The 18,319-nt window shown below is 65.5% G+C and carries 17 protein-coding genes and 1 pseudogene; 1 reads left to right on the top strand and 17 read right to left on the bottom strand.

All coding sequences use genetic code 11. The features are described from left to right. Positions 1-84: 84 nt before the first annotated feature. The 14 genes and pseudogenes from VJ162_RS05010 to hutU all read right to left on the bottom strand — a co-directional run bounded on the left by VJ162_RS05010 (position 85) and on the right by hutU (position 13,306). A complete protein-coding gene (locus tag VJ162_RS05010; protein WP_324662807.1) occupies positions 85-219 on the bottom strand; it encodes a hypothetical protein in 135 nt (44 codons plus the stop codon). Further along, entirely contained in the window at positions 212-871 is a 660-nt protein-coding gene (locus VJ162_RS05005) for a hypothetical protein (protein WP_324662805.1), read from the bottom strand. The genes VJ162_RS05010 and VJ162_RS05005 overlap by 8 nt, the downstream gene beginning before the upstream one ends. A gap of 129 nt (positions 872-1,000) precedes the next feature. Further along, the gene (locus tag VJ162_RS05000; protein ID WP_324662803.1) at positions 1,001-2,155 is read right to left on the bottom strand and encodes an acyl-CoA dehydrogenase family protein; all 1,155 of its coding nucleotides are present in this window, start codon (positions 2,153-2,155) and stop codon (positions 1,001-1,003) included. A gap of 96 nt (positions 2,156-2,251) precedes the next feature. Continuing rightward, positions 2,252-2,473 carry a hypothetical protein gene (locus VJ162_RS04995; RefSeq protein ID WP_324662802.1) on the bottom strand — a complete coding sequence of 74 codons (222 nt, stop codon included), beginning with the start codon at positions 2,471-2,473 and terminating at the stop codon, positions 2,252-2,254. A 114-nt stretch (positions 2,474-2,587) separates the two neighbouring features. Next, on the bottom strand, positions 2,588-3,187 hold the full coding sequence (locus tag VJ162_RS04990; protein WP_324662801.1) for a chemotaxis protein CheC: 600 nt from the start codon (positions 3,185-3,187) through the stop codon (positions 2,588-2,590). 91 nt (positions 3,188-3,278) lie between these two features. Then, on the bottom strand, positions 3,279-3,671 hold the full coding sequence (locus tag VJ162_RS04985; RefSeq protein WP_324662799.1) for a hypothetical protein: 393 nt from the start codon (positions 3,669-3,671) through the stop codon (positions 3,279-3,281). Between the two features lie 46 nt (positions 3,672-3,717). After that, positions 3,718-4,386: an O-methyltransferase gene (locus VJ162_RS04980; protein ID WP_324662798.1), complete on the bottom strand. Its 669-nt coding sequence runs from the start codon at positions 4,384-4,386 to the stop codon at positions 3,718-3,720. A gap of 34 nt (positions 4,387-4,420) precedes the next feature. Continuing rightward, positions 4,421-5,371, bottom strand: a pseudogene (locus tag VJ162_RS04975) (mechanosensitive ion channel family protein). A 194-nt stretch (positions 5,372-5,565) separates the two neighbouring features. Next, positions 5,566-6,384 carry an ABC transporter permease gene (locus tag VJ162_RS04965; protein ID WP_324662793.1) on the bottom strand — a complete coding sequence of 273 codons (819 nt, stop codon included), beginning with the start codon at positions 6,382-6,384 and terminating at the stop codon, positions 5,566-5,568. Beyond that, positions 6,381-7,343, bottom strand: coding sequence for an ABC transporter permease (locus VJ162_RS04960; RefSeq protein ID WP_324662792.1), 963 nt, complete (start codon positions 7,341-7,343; stop codon positions 6,381-6,383). Before VJ162_RS04960 ends, VJ162_RS04965 begins: the two co-directional genes overlap by 4 nt. Before the next feature lie 37 nt (positions 7,344-7,380). Then, on the bottom strand, positions 7,381-8,514 hold the full coding sequence (locus tag VJ162_RS04955) for an ABC transporter substrate-binding protein (protein ID WP_324662791.1): 1,134 nt from the start codon (positions 8,512-8,514) through the stop codon (positions 7,381-7,383). Positions 8,515-8,765: 251 nt separating this feature from the next. Further along, complete coding sequence (gene hutH, locus VJ162_RS04950) at positions 8,766-10,334, bottom strand: histidine ammonia-lyase (RefSeq protein WP_324662790.1); 1,569 nt, start codon at positions 10,332-10,334, stop codon at positions 8,766-8,768. After that, positions 10,327-11,532, bottom strand: a complete 1,206-nt coding sequence (gene hutI, locus VJ162_RS04945; RefSeq protein ID WP_324662789.1) for an imidazolonepropionase — start codon at positions 11,530-11,532, stop codon at positions 10,327-10,329. Before hutI ends, hutH begins: the two co-directional genes overlap by 8 nt. A 16-nt stretch (positions 11,533-11,548) precedes the next feature. Beyond that, the gene (hutU, locus tag VJ162_RS04940) at positions 11,549-13,306 is read right to left on the bottom strand and encodes a urocanate hydratase (protein WP_324662788.1); all 1,758 of its coding nucleotides are present in this window, start codon (positions 13,304-13,306) and stop codon (positions 11,549-11,551) included. A gap of 197 nt (positions 13,307-13,503) precedes the next feature. Here hutU and VJ162_RS04935 point away from each other — a divergent pair, with 197 nt between their 5' ends. After that, positions 13,504-14,625: an ABC transporter ATP-binding protein gene (locus tag VJ162_RS04935; RefSeq protein WP_324662787.1), complete on the top strand. Its 1,122-nt coding sequence runs from the start codon at positions 13,504-13,506 to the stop codon at positions 14,623-14,625. On the opposite strand, the gene VJ162_RS04930 is transcribed toward VJ162_RS04935, so the two are convergent. The 3 genes from VJ162_RS04930 to VJ162_RS04920 all read right to left on the bottom strand — a co-directional run bounded on the left by VJ162_RS04930 (position 14,613) and on the right by VJ162_RS04920 (position 18,119). Further along, on the bottom strand, positions 14,613-15,800 hold the full coding sequence (locus tag VJ162_RS04930; protein WP_324662786.1) for a pyridoxal phosphate-dependent aminotransferase: 1,188 nt from the start codon (positions 15,798-15,800) through the stop codon (positions 14,613-14,615). The two genes, VJ162_RS04935 and VJ162_RS04930, sit on opposite strands and share 13 nt — an antisense overlap. Before the next feature lie 51 nt (positions 15,801-15,851). After that, a complete protein-coding gene (locus VJ162_RS04925) occupies positions 15,852-16,832 on the bottom strand; it encodes a C-terminal binding protein (RefSeq protein WP_324662785.1) in 981 nt (326 codons plus the stop codon). A 69-nt stretch (positions 16,833-16,901) separates the two neighbouring features. Further along, positions 16,902-18,119, bottom strand: coding sequence for an MFS transporter (locus VJ162_RS04920; RefSeq protein WP_324662784.1), 1,218 nt, complete (start codon positions 18,117-18,119; stop codon positions 16,902-16,904). Positions 18,120-18,319 lie beyond the last annotated feature (200 nt).

Here is an 18,319-nt window from a genome sequence, read left to right as displayed (position 1 = left end):
CTTCTGTAGCAACTCGCCAGCCTCGTCTGCCCAGATCACCGGTAAACGGATTCCCGGGGAAAGATACACTATCGAACTAGTTGGCTATTCATCTTCAGTGTCTTCGCCGCCACCACCTTTCTGCAGTGCTTCCATCCGCACACGGGGTTTGCCGTCTTCACCCTCTCTCACAGCATCGCTGTTGGAGAGGTCCCCTTCTGGTTTCTCTGACTCACTCATTATCTGTGTCTCGCCGTTCCAGCGTTAAATATTCTTCCCGGAGAATATACCGAACCAGCCATCCAGCACCACCCACAAACAGAAGCGCGACGAGTATCTCAGCCATCAGCGGAAATATCAAAATAAGTATAATACTAGCACCGAAAAGGAACAACAGACCAGCGAGGAACGCGGCTAAACAGCGTTGAAATCGGCGCGCATTTGTCACCACGACGCGCCGATTCTGTTTTATGGCGTCACTGTACCCGCGAAGAAGAACATCTTTGTACTGCTGTTCTTTTACCTTGTAGTTCGACATATACTCCCCCATCTCGGCTGATGGTCCATACTCGAACTTACTGCTAAGATACGTTATAATAGCATATACGAGAGAGACAAAGAGAGCGGCGACAGATAACCCAAGCAGGATAAAAACGGCGCTCGTTTTTATCGAGACGGTTATTTCCTCCGTACTGACAGCAAGAGAGGTAGCGCTTAATATGAGCCCTGCTAGGATACCAACTAAACGTGCAACATATGCTGCCTTATCGTCAATACCGTTTAGCGTCGATATTTGAGTTTGTACCATCTTCTCATATCGCCGAAGGAGATCCTGCTCCGGATCAAAGTCGAAAGGGAGAGACTGGTCAGAGGGGTCGTCTTTCGAAGACATCGGCTGTTTTTAGCCTTATCTCTCTCGAAAATTATCAAACCGATGGTCGCTACTAACCAACTACAACTTCTGAAAATCGATTACCGGTTAGATAACTTTCCCCAACTATCTCACTGATGTCCAGTTGTACTACTGCGGCGTCTGCCGGTAAATCAGGTTGCGCTGGATGTCGTTGGCCCCCTCGTAGATGACCGGAACGCGGGCGTCCCGAAACACCCTGGAGATGCGGTTTTCAAGCAGCACTGACCGGCCGCCGTGCAGTTGCATCCCCATCTGTGAACACTCCGTGGCGGCCTCGGTCCCAGCTGTCTTGGCCAGCGCAGCCCAGTAGCCGGCGTTGTCCTGGTTTGCGACGCGCTCGGCAGCGTCCCAGGTGAGCGAGCGGGCCGACTGGAACTGCAGTTGCATGTCCGCGAGCTTGTGCTGGACGGACTGGAACTCGTCGACGGTCCGGCCGAAGGCCTCGCGGTCGTGGACGAACTCCCACGCCTCCTCGATGGCCGCGGCGGCGAGGCCGAGCCCGTGGCCGCCGACGATGACCCGTCCGTGGTTGAAAAACTCCGCGAGCATGTAGAAGCCGGCGCCCTCGACGCCGACAAGGTGGTCCTCCGGGATGCGGCAGTCGTCGAGGACGATGTGGGCCTGTTTAGAGGCCGGGAACGCCATCTTCTCCGGGATGTGCTCGGCGTGATACCCCTCGGCGTCAGTGGGGACGATGAACATCGAGTAGTTGCCGTAGCGGTTGTCCGGGTCGTCGCCGGTCTTGGCATAGAGGGTGACCCAGTCGGCCTCGACGCCGTTGCCGATCCAGTACTTCTCGCCGTTGATGACCCACTCGTCGCCCTCTTTCTCGGCGCTGGTGGTCATCCCCGCGAGGTCGCTGCCGGTCTCGGGCTCGGAGACGGCGAGCCCGGTGAGCTGTTCGTTCTCCGCGACGGGGCGAAGATACTCCTCTTTCTGGGCCTCGCTGCCGTGCTCCTCGACGATTTCGGCGCCGAAGCTCGCGAGCTGTAGCGTCAGCGCGATGCCGGCGTCGGCCCGGTAGAACTCCTCGGCGATGGCAAGCACCTGCTGGAGGTCGTACCCCTTCCCGCCGACCTCCTCGCCGAGGTCCTGGCCGACGAGGCCGGCGTCCATCCCGGCTTCGAGGACCTCCCTGGGGTACTCCCCCGACTCGTAGTAGTCGGCGGCGACGGGCGCGATGTGTTCCTGGGCGAACTCGCGGGCCTCGGCCTTGACCTCACGGGCGTGTTCGGGCACCGGATACTCCGAAAGTAACTCCATGGTCGTGTTCATGTGTGGTGTCACCATATACCTCGTGGAACCGCGAGAAACTCCGCTGAAGTTGTTCTCGGCGTTCCGGCGTACAGGCCCGCGTGGTTACCGGCGTTCGTCACGCCCTATGAGAGTCGATGACACAGGCGGTCGTCGCTGTAGTACGTACCTGCCCTGTTGACGTTCGCGGCGACTCCGGTACTGGGTGTCGCGCCGGTGGAAAAACGCGACCCCGACGGTGACGGCGACCACGAGTCTCCGGTACAGCAGTGTCTCGACGAACGCCCGCGACATCCGCTGACGGAGCGACCCAGTGATGACCTCCATAGCGCTCCGCTGTGGCCTGTGAGCGAAACCACTGTCGAGACGGTACACAGCGTGCCCGCCTTGAGAACCGACGTTGTGACCGGATGGGGCACCGGCCGGTCCGTTCGTTTGCGGTTAGACTTCGATTTCCTGCATCAGTTCGACTAGTTCCTCCAGTTCGGGGAACGTGTACACCTTCACGTTGATGTCCGAGTCCAACGCGTGGACCCGCGAGTCGAACATCAGCGCCATGTCGTTGTCGCGGCCGCCGACGAGCTGGTCGACCATGCCGCTGCCCGGTCCGAACGTGAAGTTCGGCGTGGAGATGTCGATGGTCGTATCGAGGACGTTCGCCCACCCGTCGATGAAGCCGCTGGTCATGATGTTGCCGATCTCCTGGATGGCCGACCGCTCCATGTCGGTGAAACCGCCCGCGTCGCTGGTCTCGCCCATGTCGCCGATCATGCCGTGAGCGAGGTCCTTCGCGCTCCGTGCGTTGAACAGAAAGAGGATGTACCCGTGGGGCTTCTCGACCATCTCGATGCTGATGCCGATCTGCTTCTCGTCGCCGATGTGGGTCTTGATGTCCGGAATGTCGATGAAGTTTATCTTGGTAATCTCCATCTCGGTCTGCATCCCTGTCATCTGGCTGAGGTGGTTCGCGACGGTGTTGCCCCCCTCCTTGGCCATCTTGTTGAAGAGCCCGAGCTTCCGGATATCTATCATCAAACTCATAGTCGGTTGTGCGGAGGTTGCCAGGCCTGGCACATAAGCTATACACCCCAATTTTCGATGCCGAGAATCGGAGTCTCGGGGTCGGCTGCCCTCAGAACTGTTCGGCGGTGTCGATACCGATGATGACGCCCTCTTCGTCGCTGTCGAAGTTGTCGTCGCCCCTGACCGACGACGCAAACAGGAGTTTGGCCTGCTCAGTGTGAGCGTAGCGGACCGCCGACTCGGTGGGCGCCTCGAAGTCGAACTCGCCGAGGAACTCGTCCCAGACCGCCTCGTTGACCCGGTAGGCCCGCACCCCGTCGACGGTCACGTACTCGCGTTCGCGCTCCAGGTTCGAGTGCCGGCCGATGAGTTCGGCGTGGAGTATCTCCAGGGTGCCAAGCAGTTCCTCGGGGTCCATCTCGGCTTTCTCCACCGTCCGCTCTATGACTGCCCCGCTCAGTCCGAACTTGTCGGCCGTGGCTTCGCCGTCACCAGACGACATACGACAACAAAAGACAAGGTCGCGGTTGGGTCTGCCGCTGGGCCGGTTATGCCACTCGCACGCTGACAGCGACGCCCTCCCCCAGCGGAAGCAGGCCCGTCTCGAAGTCGGGGTCGTCCCGGACGCGCTTCAGATACGCCGCGACGCCGCGGCTCGCGTCGCTCGCTTCGACCGACTCGCCGGCAAGCAGCGCCCGAACGTCCGCGAAGTCAAGCGGCGCTGCCTCGACGGCGTTGTCCGCGGCGACGACGCCGCCGACGGGCACTTTCTCCCGGACCGCCTCGAACGCCTCGGTGTAGCGCTCCTTCTCGTTGTCGACGAGCACGACGTCGAAGGGGCCGTCGTACCGGTCGACGACGTCGACGGCGTCCCCGTGTTCGAAGACCGCGCGGTCGGCGTAGCCGCCCCGCCGGAAGTACTCGCGTGCCGCGTCGAGCTCGTCGGCGTCGACCTCGGTGAGGACGAGTTCGCCGTCCGCGGGCAGCGCGGGGGCCATCCAGTACGCCGAGTAGCCATAGCCCGAACCGAACTCGAAGACACGCTCGGCATCGGTCAGGCGGGCCAGCAGGCGGAGCCACGCGCCGACGGCCGGGCCGACGGTCGGGAACCCCTCGCGGTCGGCCCGCTCGTCCATCTCCGCGACGATGCCGTCGGGCTCCGGTGTGAGCGTGCGTGCGAACTGCTCGGTTACCTCGGGAAGCGGCGTCTCGTCCATGTCGGAGTTCCGCCCGCGCGGGACCTAAAGGCTGTCACCGGTTCCGGCTCACGGGGAACTTCACGCGGTCGGGCTCATCGTTGAACGCTTCGAGAATCCGTTTATACAGCTCGTTTCTGACCCGCTGGCCGCGTCGGGGATGGACGAGATAGCGCAGCCGGAACTCAACCCAGGACTCCTGCTGGACGACGTTGACCGAGGGACGGTCCTTTACTTCGAGCTCCACCGGCGTCTCCGAGAGCCGTTCCCGATAGCGGCCGATGCGGGCGGCCATCTCGTCGCCCATGTAGTCGTCCGCGATGGTCGCCATCAGCTCGGTCGCGTAGTCGAGGTCGGTCTCGTAGGCCACCTGTACCGTCAGCTCGTTCCAGACGAACGGGAACTCCTCGCGGGTGTAGTTTTTCACGTGCGAGGAGAGGACGACGCTGTTGGGCAAGGTGATGATGCGCCCGGAGGGCTGGTTCGAGGAGACCAGGCCGCCGTTTATCTCCCACAGGGTCGTCACGAGAAAGGACACCTCGACGACGTCGCCCTTCGAGTCCTCGATGGCGACCCGGTCGCCGACCTGATAGGGGCGCTTTACCATGATGTAGAGCCAGCCGATGAGCGAGAACAGCGGCTGCTGGAGGGCAAACGTCACCACGAAGCCGACCACGCCCAGCGAGAACAGCACGCCGACTCACTGCTGGGTGACGACGCCGAGGACGGCCATGGTCCCAGCGATACCGACGGCCAGCCGCAGGACGTTCCGCGCGTCGTGGCGGCGGCGCTTGTCCGGGGTCCGGCGGTCAAACGCCACGAGGAGGAACCGATAACAGCCGTACGCGGCGAAGGCGATAGCGAGCACGGAGAGCCCCTCTCCAAGCAGGTAGGCGAGTTCGAAGCCGGCGACGGTCCCGTCGACACCGAACCGGGCGACGAGGCCGACGCCGAGGACACAGCAAAGCGATAACACGACCGACAGATACCCCAGTGGCCGACTCACGGCCGGCCAGAGACGACCCGGCCACTAAACGGTTTGGTGGACGCGGAGCCGCTGTGCCCGATGGTGGCGTTGAGAGGGTATCGACCGGTCCGAATCACGGGACGGAAGCGAGAACGGGGCGCTGCCGTACCGGACAGCGGACCCGTGTGTCCGCGACGGCGGTCCCGTTCGGCCGGGCCGGTGGCCCCGCTGTCTCACGAGTGCAGGAACCGGTCCAGGCCGACAACCCGGTCGGCGACGACGATGGCGACGACGGCGATGAGGACGTAGACGCTCGCGATGGCCGCTATCTGCGGGCTGATGTTCCCGCGGATAGCGCTGTAAATCGCGACAGGCAGCGTCTCGGTTGTCCGGGTCGTGATGATGAGGCTCACGAGGAACTCGTTGAGACCGAGCATGAACATCAACAGTGCACCCGAGATGACGCCGGGCATCAGCGAGGGGAAAGTGACGTGTGCGAACGTCTGTATCTCCTCGGCACCGAGGCTCTTGGCGGCGTTTTCCAGCGTCGGGTCGAACGCGTTGACGCTCGACGCGACGCTCCATATCATAAAGGGGAGATTGATGATAGTCAGCGCCAGTCCGACGGCCCAGAGGTCGCCTATCCACCCGATGCGGCCAAAGAGGATAAGCAGGATGACACCCGAAACGACCAGCGGGACGGTAAACGGGAGCAGGAAGTACGTCTGGAACCCGTCTTTGAACCGGATGTCGTAGCGGTTCAGGCCGACGGCGGTGGCGACGCCGACGGGTATCGAGAGGGCGGTACACAGCGTCGCCGCATAGAGGCTATGCGTAAACGGCTCCGCGTACCCCGCGTCGTTGAGCAGCGAGCCGTACCACTTCAGCGTGACCCCGGACGGCGGGAACGTGACGATCTCGCTTGGTCCGATAGAGACAACCAGCACGATAGCCGAGGGGAGGACGAGAAACACCATCTCCAGAAGCGCGAACCCGAGCAGGAAGGGGTGGTCGGTCCGGAGACCGCGGAGCTGAGCGCGGATGAAGCTCATGCGCCGTCCACCTCCGAGCCGAGCGTCCCGGTGCCATAGAGCTTGAATATCGCCATCACGACGAGCGACGCGATGCCGACGAGGATGAGGCTCAGAACCGCGGCGAACGGGTAGTTGAGCGTGGTAAACAGCTTGTTGTAGATGAAGTTGGCGACGAAGCTGAGCTGTCCGGAGCCGAGCAGTTTCGGGATCGAGTAGTTCGCTACCGACAGCGTAAACACCACGATGATAGACGCCGAGAGCCCCGGTCGCGCCAGCGGGAGGACGACGTGGCGGAACGTCTCGCGCTGGTTCGCGCCGCAGTTCTTGGCCGCCCGTTCGAGGTCCTCGTCGATGCTGGCGATCGCCGGCGTCAGCATCAACACGCCAAAGGGGAGCATATACTGTATCAACCCGACCAGCACGGCAAACGGCGTCCCGATGAACCCGATCGAGCTGACACCTATCTCCCCGAGCAGCCAGTTGACGATGCCGTTCTCGCCGAGGATGATGAGCCAGCCGTACGCGCGGATGATGACGCCCGTAAAGAAGGGGACAAACAGCCCGAACAACAGGAGGTTCCGGAACAGGCCGTTCTCCGTCCGGATGATGAGGTAGGCGTAGGGCACCGAGAGTGAGACACATACGACAGTCACGACGGCCGAGTAAAGCAGCGTCCGGAACAGTATCCGGTGGTGTGCCGCCGTCTCGATGAACCGCTGCCAGTTCTCGAGGGTATACTCGTAGACGAATATCTCGACGGGGTCGTAGGTGAGAAAGCTGTACCACGCCAGCAGTCCCATACCGACGGCGAGAAAGCTGATGAGGAGGAACCCCGGCGCGATGAGGGCGTACCCGAAGCGGTCACTGACGCCCTGCGAGAAGTTCACGGGCGTTCGGTTTTTGGCGGCGATGAGAGCGTCCATCACGCGCCACTGTACGTGGAGCCGACGGCGGTGTATGTTTTCCCGGATGCTCATTCTGATATGGAAGCTGTGGGCGGGTTCGGGGTCGTGGTTAGGACTGCGTGATCTCGTTGAACTGGCTGGACCAGTACGAGCTGTTCTCGACATAGTTGGCCGGGTCAACCGTTATCATACTGTTGAACTGCTCCTCGCTGGTCGGGAACATCTCGGACTCGGCCATCCAGTCGGGGACCTCCGCGTCGCCGTGGAGCGGCGCGACGCCGAGCCCCTCGGACCACGGGCCGTTTATCTCCGCCTTGGCCGAGTAGTCGATGAACTCTTGCCCCCAGTAGATGACGTTATCCTCCTGTCCCCGCGGCGTGTACATGGCGTCGCGCTTCGCGACGGCCCCTTCCTCGGGGACCGTGTAATCGACCGGCTGGTCGTCCTGTCTCGCGTTGTACGTGTTCGCCGCGATGAGCGTACACGCCGCTATCTCGCCGTCGATGAGGTTCGTCGTGAGCTGGTCGTCTTCGCCGATGAGGCCGACGTTCCCGGAGAGGTCCCGGAGGCGGTCCCAGGTCGCGGACATGTCGCCGTCCAGTTCCTCGCCCGCGAGCTCCGCGAGAACCGGGACGAACCCGGTCCCGCCCTGGTAGAAGCCCAGCCCGTCGCTCCACCCGTCGCCCCAGAGTTCCTCCCACGAGGCGGGCGCCGAGTCGACTTCGTCCGTGTTGTACGACAGCGAGTACACGTACGAGTAGAGGCTCGCGAAGGGCCACTCGGCGTCGCCGATATCGGGTTGTGCGGCCGGAAGGAGCCCCGAGAGGTTCGTCATCTCGTCGGTGTCGAGAGGCACCATCAGGTCCGCGTCCGCGGCCTTGTACGACTGGAGCGTTGTCGACCAGTTGACGTTGACCGGCGGCGCGCGGTCCTGGTTCAGCGCCGTCCGTATCTGGCCCTGCATGACCTCCTCGCTCGTGTTGTCGAACTCGATTTCGATGCCCGTCTCCTCGGTGAACGGCTCCGCGACCTCGCTGTTGAGGTTCTCCTGCCACGCGCCACCCCACGCGCGGACGATGAGGCTATCCGGCTTCGCGGGTTCACCGTTCGAGGAGCCGCCCTCGCCGCCGCCATTACATCCGGCGAGAGCCAACGCCGACGCTACGCCAGTCGTTCCGAGGAACGCCCGGCGGGAGACGCGACGCGTTCCGGTTCGGTTCGAATCAGTGGTTCGATCACTCATGACAGTGTGGGATACGAAACGACATCTATATACAGCTAAACGCACCATATGGATGGGTATTTATATGCCCCTGAATCTTGTGTTCGTTATTACTCTCGCCCTAAACCAAGACATACGCACAGGATAAGACGGTTTGCCAGCCAAAATTCGAAATAAATTCGCGCCAGTTCGGGGACGTGTGTATTCCTACCCGATTATTCATTATATATTAAAAGTTGTGGGGAGAGTAACCGGGACGGCGGGGCAAACGGCTAGTGTACGTCCTCGTCTATCGCGGACTCGATACGTTCGGTCAGCGCGTCGCTGACGAGGAGTTCGAGGACGGCGTCCACGTCCTCGCCGATGGGCCGGTCTTCCTCAAGCGGCGGCACCTTCTCCCGGATGGCCGTGTACGTCACGCCCGTTCCCGCGCCGGGTTCGTGGTCCGGGACGAACTCCATCGCCTGTGCCGAGCAGGCGAGTTCGCTCGCGAGTACGTACAGCGTGTTGTCGACCGCCTCCCGCGCGCGGTACGCGCTCGTCGCGCTCATGCTCACGTGGTCCTCCTGATTTCCGCTTACAGTGATGTTGTCCGTGGCGGGCCGTCCGATAGAGCGGTTCGTACTCACCAGGTCCGCGGCCGTGTACTGTGCTATCATGTATCCCGATTCGAGCCCGTCGTTGTCGGTCAGGAAAGGTGGCAGGTGGTCCTCCTGGATGTTGGGGTTGAGAAGCCGGTCGATGCGGCGTTCGGAGATGGCCGCGAGTTCGGTGAGTGCGGCGGTCACGTAATCGAGGGGCAACGCGAGTGGCTCGCCATGGAAGTTCCCGCCGGAGAGTACGGCGGCGCTGTCGGTGCCGCTCGCGCGGTCGTCTACCCGCTCCGCGTCGAACACCAGCGGGTTGTCGGTAGCGCTGTTGAGCTCTGTCTCGACAGCGCCCCGCAGGTGCCCGACGGCGTCCCGGACGGCGCCGTGGACCTGTGGCATGCATCGTATCGCGTAGGCGTCCTGTACGCGGTGGCAGTTCCGGTGGGACTCGATGATGTCGGAGCCGCGAGTGAGCGTCCGGATGTTGCGCGCGGTCTCCGCGTGGCCCGCGTGGGGGCGCACGTCCTGAATACGTGAATGTGCGGATGCGCTGGTACTCATCGTCACCTCCGTGGTGAGCGCGCCGGCGATGTCGGCGGCCCGAACGGCCCGCTCTGCGTCCCGGAGCACCAGCGCGCCGAGCGCGACGGTCAACTGCGTGCCGTTGATGAGCGCCAGCCCCTCCTTGGCGCGCAGCCGGACGGGTTCGAGCCCACGGCGGTCGAGCGCGTCCCCGCCGGACAGCCGCTCGCCGTCGACCCACGCCTCGCCCTCGCCGATGGTGACGAGCGCGAGATGCGAGAGGGGGGCCAGGTCACCGCTCGCGCCGAGGCTCCCCTTCGATTTCACGACGGGGTGGACGCCCTCGTTCAACATGTCGGCGAGGAGGTCCACGACCCGGACCCGGACGCCGGAAAACCCCTTCACGAGCGTGTTCAGCCGGGTGAGCAACATCCCGCGCACCTCGGGCGTGCCGAGTTCGTCGCCGGCGCCTGCGGCATGGCTCCGGAGCAGGTTCCGCTGGAGCGTCCCGATGTCCTCCTCGGGAATCCGCTGCTGGACGAGCTCGCCGAACCCGGTGTTGACGCCGTAGACCGCCTCGTCGGTTTCGAGGATGTCCTCGATGCGCGCCCGGGACTCGCGGACCGCCTCGCGGGCGTCCTCGGCGATGGCGACGGGCGCGTCGTGGCGGGCGACCGCCTCGACGGCCGCGGGCGTGAGGCTCTCGCCGTCGACGACGACCTCATCCATCGACGACCACCTCGCCGCCCGCGATGACGGTGTCGACGGTGCTGACGCCGAAGCTGTACGGGATGTGTTCGTAGCTGGACGCGTCCGCGACGATAGCGTCACCGGGCGCCCCTTCCCGCAGCGTTCCGGTCCCGTCCGTCCTGTTCAGGGCCTCGGCGGCGACGGCGGTGGCGGCCCGTATCCCGTCCCCCGGCGCCATCCGCATCCCGTGACACGCGAGGTCTAGGGCGAACTCCATGCTCAGCGAGTGGCAGTTGGGGTTGAAGTCCGTCGCTATCGCCACCTCGCCGAAGCGGTCGGGGTCGGCGTAGTCCGTATCGAGCGTAAACGCCGTTCCGGGGAGCAGCACGGGCGTGACGCCCGCATCGTCCATCGCCGCGGCGTCGGCGTCGGTCGCCTGGAGCAGGTGGTCCGCGCTCGCCGCCCCGAGGTCGGCGGCCAGCCGGGCACCGCCGGTGTGTTCGAACTCCTCGGCGTGGACCTTCGGCGTCAGTCCGGCCTCGGCGCCGGCTTCGAGCACCCGCCGCGACTGGGCCGCCGAGAAGACGCCGGCCTCACAGAACACGTCACAGAACTCCGCGAGCCCTTCCCCGACGACGGCCGGGAGCTGCTCGTCGACGACGTGGTCGACGTACGCGTCGGTCTCCCACCCCTCGGGGACCGCGTGGGCCCCGAGAAAGGTCGGCACGACCGTCATCGGATGGTCCTCGGCGGCGTCCCGGACCGCCCGCAGGAGCTTTCGCTCGGTGTCGACGTCGAGGCCGTACCCCGACTTCACCTCCGCTGTCGTCGTCCCGTGTGCGAGCATCGCGTCGAGGCGCCCACGCAGCAGGTCGGCGAGTTCTTCGCGGGACGTGTCCCGAACGGCCTCGACGGTACGCAGGATGCCGCCACCCTCGTCCAGTATCTCCTGGTAGCGCTTGCCCTGGAGCTTCGCGGCGAACTCGTCGGAGCGGTCCCCCGCGAAGACGGCGTGGGTGTGTGAGTCGACGAACCCGGGGAGGACCGTCTTTCCGGATGCGTCCACGCTGACGGCCGCCCCGTCGACGGGATACTCCCGGGTGACCTCGTCGCTCGGGCCGCTCGCGACGACGGTCCCGTCCCGGACGGCGAGGGCGGCGTCCGGAACCGTCTTGACGGTCTCGTTGCGGGTGTAGACGAGCTGTGCGGCGTCGTGAACGACTGTGTATCCGGTCATGGCTTGTCACGGCGGCTCACAGCTCGTCCTCCATCGGAATCGGGACGTTCGAGCGCTCGGCCTCCGCGAGCGCGGTCTCGTAGCCCGCGTCGGCGTGGCGGATCACGCCCATCCCCGGGTCGGTCGTGAACACGCGCTTTGCCGACTTCGCGGCCGACTCCGTGCCGTCGAGGACGACGTGGTTGTTGGTGTGGAGCGCGTTGCCGATACCGACGCCGCCCCCGTCGTGGACGCTGACGATGTCCGCCCCGGCGGCGCAGTTCAGCAAGGCGTTCAGGATCGGCCAGTCGGCGACGGCGTCGCTGCCGTCCCGCATGTCCTCGGTTTCGCGGTTCGGGGAGGCGACGCTGCCGGCGTCGAGGTGGTCGCGGGTCACGACGATGGGGGCCGTGATCTCGCCCGACGCGACGAGTTCGTTGATGCGGAGTGCAAACTGCGCCCGTTCGGTCAGTTCCTCGTCGGGGTCTACCGCGTCCAGGTCGGCGACGGCGGTCTCCGGGGCCGGCGTCGTCTCGTAGCCGAGCCAGCACACCCGTGAGGGGAGCCCCTGGAACTCGACTTGCTCCTGTGCGAGCTCTATCCAGCGGACCAGACGCTCCTTCTCGGGGAAGAGGTTCAACACCGCCTCGTCCGTCCGGTGGATGTCCGACTCCTCGCCCGAAAGCGCCAGCCACCGGAACGGGCCCTGGCCGCGACAGAACATCGGGCGCACGTACGCCGGCACGAACCCGGGGAAGTCGAAGGCGTCCTCGCGTCCCCGATGTTCCTCGACCTGTCCGCGGAGGTTGTTCCCGTACGCGAAGGCGACGGCGCCCTCGGACTGCAGTTCGAGGATGGCGTCGACGTGGCGCTCCATCGTGTCGAGGCTCTCCTCCCGGTAGCGCTCCGGGTCCGCCTCCCGGAGCTCGTCGGCCTCGGCGACGGAGTAGCCGCTCGGGTAGTACCCTTCCAGCGGGTCGTGGGCCGACGTCTGGTCTGAGACCACGTCCGGGATGAACCCCCGTTCCAGCAGCCCCTCGCACATATCCGCGGCGTTCATGTGGACGCCGACGCTGTATGGCTCGCCGTTCTCGGCCGCCCTCCGGGCGCGCTCGATGGCGGTGTCGAGGTCCGCGACCATCTCCTGGCAGTAGCCGGTGTCGATGCGCCGCTGGATGCGCTCGGCGCTGATGTCGGCGGCGATACAGACCCCCTTGTTCATCGTGACCGCGAGCGGCTGTGCGCCGCCCATCCCACCGAGGCCCCCGGTGACGACGACCTGTCCTTCGAGGCTGCCGTCGAAGTGGCTGTCCGCACACGCGGCAAACGTCTCGTAGGTCCCCTGGATGATACCCTGCGTGCCGATGTACGCCCACGAGCCCGCGGTCATCTGTCCGTACATCATCAGCCCCTCGGCCTCCAGTTCGTGGAAGTGGTCCCAGTTGTCCCACTGCCCGACGAGATTGGAGTTCGCGATGAGCACACGCGGCGAGGAGGGGTGTGTCCGGAACTTCCCGACCGGCTTCCCGCTCTGAACGAGCAGCGTCTCGTCGTCGCTCAGCGACTTCAGCTCGTCGACGATGGCGTCGTAGGCGTCCCAGCTACGGGCCGCTCGCCCGGACCCCCCGTAGACGACCAGGTTCTCCGGGTCTTCGCCGACCTCCGGGTCGAGGTTGTTGTTCAACAGTCGGTACGCCGCCTCCTGTTGCCACCCTTCGGTGTGGAGCTCCGTTCCCGTCGGCGCGCCGCGGAGTTCCTGCCACGTCTCGCTTGTCTGCTCGCTGTGGTTCGTCATTCTCGTCTGGTGATATGCGAAGACATCGCAAAGGTGTGGAACCGTCATATGGCGGTTCGTTTAAATACGGCATCCGTGAGTACGCCGCAACTGCTCGATGTATGTCGTGGAACGGCGCCGGGATCGCCGCGGACACACTTAGGTGACCCTCCAAACGGTGGGTCATGTTTACTTGTGACGAGATTGACGACACTCCTATGGCCTTACACGAAGCCAACAGCCGGGACCCGCCGGCAGAGCACGACTCGGTCGTCCATATCGATGGCGTGACCAAGGAGTACGGAACCCTCACCGCGGTCGACGACGTATCGATACCGATACGCGACGGGGAGTTTCTCACCATTCTGGGGCCCAGCGGAGCGGGAAAGACCACGCTGTTGCACATGATTGCGGGGTTCGACACCCCCAGCGAGGGGGAGATATACATCAACGACCAGCCGATATCGGACGAGCCGCCCTACGAGCGGGACATCGGCCTCGTCTTCCAGAGCCTGGCGCTGTTCCCACACATGACTGTCGAGGAGAACATCGCGTTCCCGCTGAAGATGCGCCGACAGGACCTCGACGACATCGCCGAACAGGTCGAGGAGGCCTTAGAGCTCGTCCGACTACCCGCCGACTACCGCGACAAGCCCGTCGGCGACCTCTCGGGGGGCCAGCAGCAACGCGTCGCCTTCGCGCGTGCCATCGTCTACGAGCCGACCCTGCTCCTGCTTGATGAGCCGCTCAGCTCTCTCGACAAGAAGCTCCGCGAGGAGATGCGCTCGGAGCTCACCCGTATCCACGCCGAGACGGACCTGACCATCGTCCACGTCACGCACAACCAGACCGAGGCCCTCTCGATGGCGGACCGAATCGCCGTCATCAACGACGGCGCGCTCGAGCAACTCGACACCGCCGAGGGGATATATATGAACCCCGCGACGCCGTTTTCGGCCGAGTTCATCGGCGACACGACGATGCTCGACGGGACCATCACCGAGGGCGAGAGCGAGCGCGGCGTCGCCGCCGTCGGGCGAGGCGAGGTCACGTTCGAGACGGAGGCGGACTTCGAGCCGGAGCAACGCGTTCGGCTCGGCCTCCGCGCGGAGCGAATCGCCATCGTCGCTGACGCAATCCCGGCCGCAAACAGCTACGAGGCGACGGTCGACCAGGTCGGCTTCGAGGGGAGCAGAACGCAGTACAGCGTGACGGTTCCCGCGCTCGATGCGACCATCGACGTGACACAGCAGGACCCGGGGCCCGGGCAGACGTTCGAGCGCCACGACACCGTCGTCGTCGGCTGGGAACCGGCGGACGTACTCGTCTACCCCGAGTAATCGGTATCGGCCATGCGGGACTCGACGACGCGTTCGAGCCCGTCCATCGCCGCCGATATCGTCCCCGCATCCGCCGCATACGAGAACCGGAGGAATCCCTCGCCGCCGGGACCGAACACGGACCCGGGAACGGTTCCGACCTGCTCGTCTTCAAGGAGTGTCTCCGTGAGCGCGCGGCTGTCCGTCGTGACCGCCGACACGTCCGCGAACACGTAGAACGCCCCCCTGGGAGTGCCGGGGTCGACACCCCGAATATCGTTCAGGCGGTCGACGATGAGCGTCCGCCGGTCGGCGAACGCGTCGTGGATGTCCGAGACGACCGAGCGGTGTTCCAGGGCCGCCTTCGCGGCGACCTGTGCGGGCTCTGCGACGCTGGAGACGGTGTGTTCCTGCAGGACTCGCATCGCCGAGACGACGTTCTCGGGACCGACGGCGTAGCCGATTCGCCAGCCGGTCATCGCGTACGACTTCGAGAAGCTCTGGACGGTGACGGTGTGCTCGAACAGCGCCGGGTCGCTGGCCAGCGAGTGGTGGGCCGTGCCGTCGTAGACGAGGTCCTCGTAGGTTTCGTCGAGGACGGCCCACCAGTCCCGCTCCCGGAGCGTGGCACCGATTTCCCGCAACCGGTCGGGCGAGACGACGGCCCCCGTCGGGTTCCCGGGTGTGTTCACCAGCACGCCGACGGTGTCCTCGCTCGCGGCCGCCTCGAGGTCAGCCGCCCGCGGCGTGAACCCCATCGATTTATCGGTGGGAACGGGGACGAGTTCGGCGCCGGCCGCGGCGAGATGGCCCGCGTAGTTCGGCCAGTAGGGGGACGGAACAAGTACCTCGTCTCCGGGGTCACAGAGCACCTGTGTCGCTGCGAACAGCGCGCCCATGGCGCCGGGTGTCACGATGAGTTCGCTGTCGGGGTCGCAGTCGATGCCGTTGCGTTCGTCGAGCTTCTCGGCGAGTGCGTGCCGGAGGTCGCCACGGCCGACCGTCTGGGTGTAGCCGCCGACGCCGGAGCCGAGCGCGTCCGAGACGGCGTTGGCTATCGGCTCCGGCGTCGGGAAGTCCGGCTCACCGATACTCAGGTCGTGCAGCTCGTCGTAGGCCTGCGCCTTGTCGAATATCTCCCGGATGCCCGACTGGGGCATCCGCTCGGCGCGAGCAGCCAGGGGGAGGTCGTCCATACTACGGCGTGACACGGACGGCCGGGAAACAACACCCCCTCCATACGGCGGTCACTCGAACGCGTTGGGGTTGACCACGCCGTCCACGTTCTCGCCGCGGTAGGCCGCCACGGCGATTTCGGTGCCGCGTCGCCGGAGCGTCGCCGCGGACTCGGTTGAGTACCACGCGGCGTGGGGCGTCACGACGACGTCGTCGCGCGTGAGGAGGGGGTTGTCGGGCGCCGGTGGCTCCTCGGCGAGCACGTCGAGGCCCGCGCCGCGGAGTTCGTCGGCTTCGAGGGCCGCGAGCAACGCGTCCTCGTCGAGTACCTTCCCGCGCGACGTGTTGATGACGACGGCCTCGTCGTCCAGCCGCGCGAAGGCGTCGGCGTCGAGTATCCCCTCCGTCTCCGGCGTGAGCGGCGTGTTCACCGACAGCACGTCAGACTCGTCGAGCAGCTCCTCGAAGCCGACGGGCGTCGCGTCGAGCGCCGCTATCTCCTCGTCGTCGAGGAACGGGTCGTGGGCACAGACCTCAAAGCCCAGCGCCGCCGCCCGCTCGGCGGCCGCCCGCGCCTTGTTGCCGAACGCGAGGAAGCCAAACGTCTGGGCCTCCGGCGGGCGCACCGGCGCTGCGTCCTTCCACTGCCACGTTCCGTCTTCGGTCCCGGCGTCGTACATCGGAAGCCCCCGGACGAGCGCCATCCCCAGGCTGACGATGTGCGTGCCGACCTCGTCGTCGCAGTAGGAGGGGACGCGGGTGACGCGGGCGTCCCGTTCGGTCGCGGCCGCCACGTCGATGTCATCGATGCCGGTCGCGTAGCGGCTCACAACCGAACAGCCCGTCGCGTCCATCGCTGCCGCCGAAACCCCCGTGTAGTGGGACAGCAACAGGTCGGCCTCGCCGACTGCTTCGGGAATTTCGGCCTCGGTACAGTCGACCCCCTCGACGGTCACCTCCCGGTCGAGCAGTTCCGCGAAGTGTCGCCGCTCCGCGTCCACGTCGCCGAACCAGTCGGGGTCGAGCATCACCGCTCGCACACTCTCGGTCATACGGGTCGTGAGGCGAGCGCGGGGCCTGATAGCTCACCCTCCGTATGGCGGTCCGTCTCGCCCGGCTGGTCAGGACGCGTTCGGCTCGGTCGGCCGGAGAAAGAACGTCGCGACGCCCGCCAGCGCGACGAGGACGGCCCCGCCGAGAAACGTCGCCGACCACCCGACGGTCCCGATGAGAAAACTGGCCACGAGACCGCCGCCGACCCCGCCCCAGAGCTTGCCGCTATACAGGAGCGCGAAGTTCGTCGAGGAGCTCGCGGGCCCGAAGTAGTCGCCGACGAGCGGGGGGAACACCGAGAAGACGGGACTGCGGAGAAACACCATCGCCGACAGCGCGGCGATGACGGCGATACCGAGACCGGCCTCGGCTGCCACGACGGCGCCCGCGAGCGCGAGCCCGCTGCCCACGAGCGAGACGCCCGATGTCAGTTCCCTCCCAAAGCGGTCCGAGAGGGAGCCACTGGCCAGGATGCCCCCCGCGTCCGCGAGCGCGATGAGCGACGCGCTCCCGGTCGCCGTCGCCGCCGAGAACCCGAACTGCGCCGCAAACGAGACGGCCTTGCCGACGACCATCAGGCTCACGCCGCTGGCCAGCACGAACACCGCGTACATGAGCCAGAACTGCCACGTACAGAGGGTCGCCCGCCAGCCGTAGTCGCGCCGTCCCGCCGGCTGTGGTGTCCCCTCCTCGCGGTCGGCGTCAGCATCGTCGGCCCGAACCGGGTCCCGGAGTACGGGCACGGCGAGGAAGACCCCGACGCCGGCGGCGCCGCCGAGTACGAGCAGGGTCCCCCTCACGTCGGTCTGAACACCCTCCCTGATGAGCGGAATCGCCAGAAAGCTCACCGCGCCGTACATCGAGGAGATGAGTCCGGTCGCGAGCCCGCGGTGCGTATCGAACCACTTGATCGCGGTGTTGATTCCGACGGTGTACGTGGTCCCGGCGCCGATGCCGCCAAAACAGTACGCGAGGTAGACGGCGTAGACCCCGGACGCGACGGCGCTCAGGGCGAACCCGGCGGCGAGGCAGAGCCCCCCGCCGAGGAGGGGCCACCGCGGACCGTACCGGTCCCGGACCCACCCGACGGGCACCTGTGACACCGTCTGAAAGACGATAAAGAGGGTAAACACCGTGCCAAGCGACGTCTCGGACGCGCCGAATCGGGCGCCCAGAGGGCCCCGGAGGGAGGACCACGTGAACTGGTAGAGGCCTGCGGAACCCATCGCGACCGCGGCCGCGAGTACCAGCCACCACGGCGAAAAGGGAAGCGTTCGGCGGGGCACTCTGTGAGTCTGTGGCGAGTCGGCTGTTAAGTGTGGGGCCTCCGTTTGGCATCGTCCCGGCGGCGTCGGGGTTCGAACGGACTCCCCTCGTTTACCACACGGCTTCGTCTCGAACCGCTGCACGCAGCGCTGTCGCGGGTAGCTGATGCGTGTGCCCGACCCGGGCCACCGTTCGGTAGTCGGCTACCACGTCTCTGTCC

Origin of the sequence: Haloarcula sediminis, from assembly GCF_035656455.1 — an archaeon.
Taxonomy (GTDB): domain Archaea; phylum Halobacteriota; class Halobacteria; order Halobacteriales; family Haloarculaceae; genus Haloarcula; species Haloarcula sediminis.
Note: the sequence above shows the minus strand (reverse complement) of the source record. Positions and strands in the feature narration are given on the sequence as shown.

Coding starts and splice junctions, on each gene's coding strand:
- VJ162_RS04925 (WP_324662785.1), bottom strand. CDS start 16,832: ATGACCGAGAGTGTGCGAGCGGTGATGCTCGACCCCGACTGGTTCGGC.
- VJ162_RS04965 (WP_324662793.1), bottom strand. CDS start 6,384: ATGAGCTTCATCCGCGCTCAGCTCCGCGGTCTCCGGACCGACCACCCC.
- VJ162_RS04985 (WP_324662799.1), bottom strand. CDS start 3,671: ATGTCGTCTGGTGACGGCGAAGCCACGGCCGACAAGTTCGGACTGAGC.
- hutH (WP_324662790.1), bottom strand. CDS start 10,334: ATGGATGAGGTCGTCGTCGACGGCGAGAGCCTCACGCCCGCGGCCGTC.
- VJ162_RS05000 (WP_324662803.1), bottom strand. CDS start 2,155: ATGGAGTTACTTTCGGAGTATCCGGTGCCCGAACACGCCCGTGAGGTC.
- VJ162_RS05005 (WP_324662805.1), bottom strand. CDS start 871: ATGTCTTCGAAAGACGACCCCTCTGACCAGTCTCTCCCTTTCGACTTT.
- hutU (WP_324662788.1), bottom strand. CDS start 13,306: ATGACGAACCACAGCGAGCAGACAAGCGAGACGTGGCAGGAACTCCGC.
- VJ162_RS05010 (WP_324662807.1), bottom strand. CDS start 219: ATGAGTGAGTCAGAGAAACCAGAAGGGGACCTCTCCAACAGCGATGCT.
- VJ162_RS04960 (WP_324662792.1), bottom strand. CDS start 7,343: ATGAGCATCCGGGAAAACATACACCGCCGTCGGCTCCACGTACAGTGG.
- VJ162_RS04995 (WP_324662802.1), bottom strand. CDS start 2,473: ATGGAGGTCATCACTGGGTCGCTCCGTCAGCGGATGTCGCGGGCGTTC.
- VJ162_RS04930 (WP_324662786.1), bottom strand. CDS start 15,800: ATGGACGACCTCCCCCTGGCTGCTCGCGCCGAGCGGATGCCCCAGTCG.
- VJ162_RS04955 (WP_324662791.1), bottom strand. CDS start 8,514: ATGAGTGATCGAACCACTGATTCGAACCGAACCGGAACGCGTCGCGTC.
- VJ162_RS04935 (WP_324662787.1), top strand. CDS start 13,504: ATGGCCTTACACGAAGCCAACAGCCGGGACCCGCCGGCAGAGCACGAC.
- VJ162_RS04980 (WP_324662798.1), bottom strand. CDS start 4,386: ATGGACGAGACGCCGCTTCCCGAGGTAACCGAGCAGTTCGCACGCACG.
- hutI (WP_324662789.1), bottom strand. CDS start 11,532: ATGACCGGATACACAGTCGTTCACGACGCCGCACAGCTCGTCTACACC.
- VJ162_RS04990 (WP_324662801.1), bottom strand. CDS start 3,187: ATGAGTTTGATGATAGATATCCGGAAGCTCGGGCTCTTCAACAAGATG.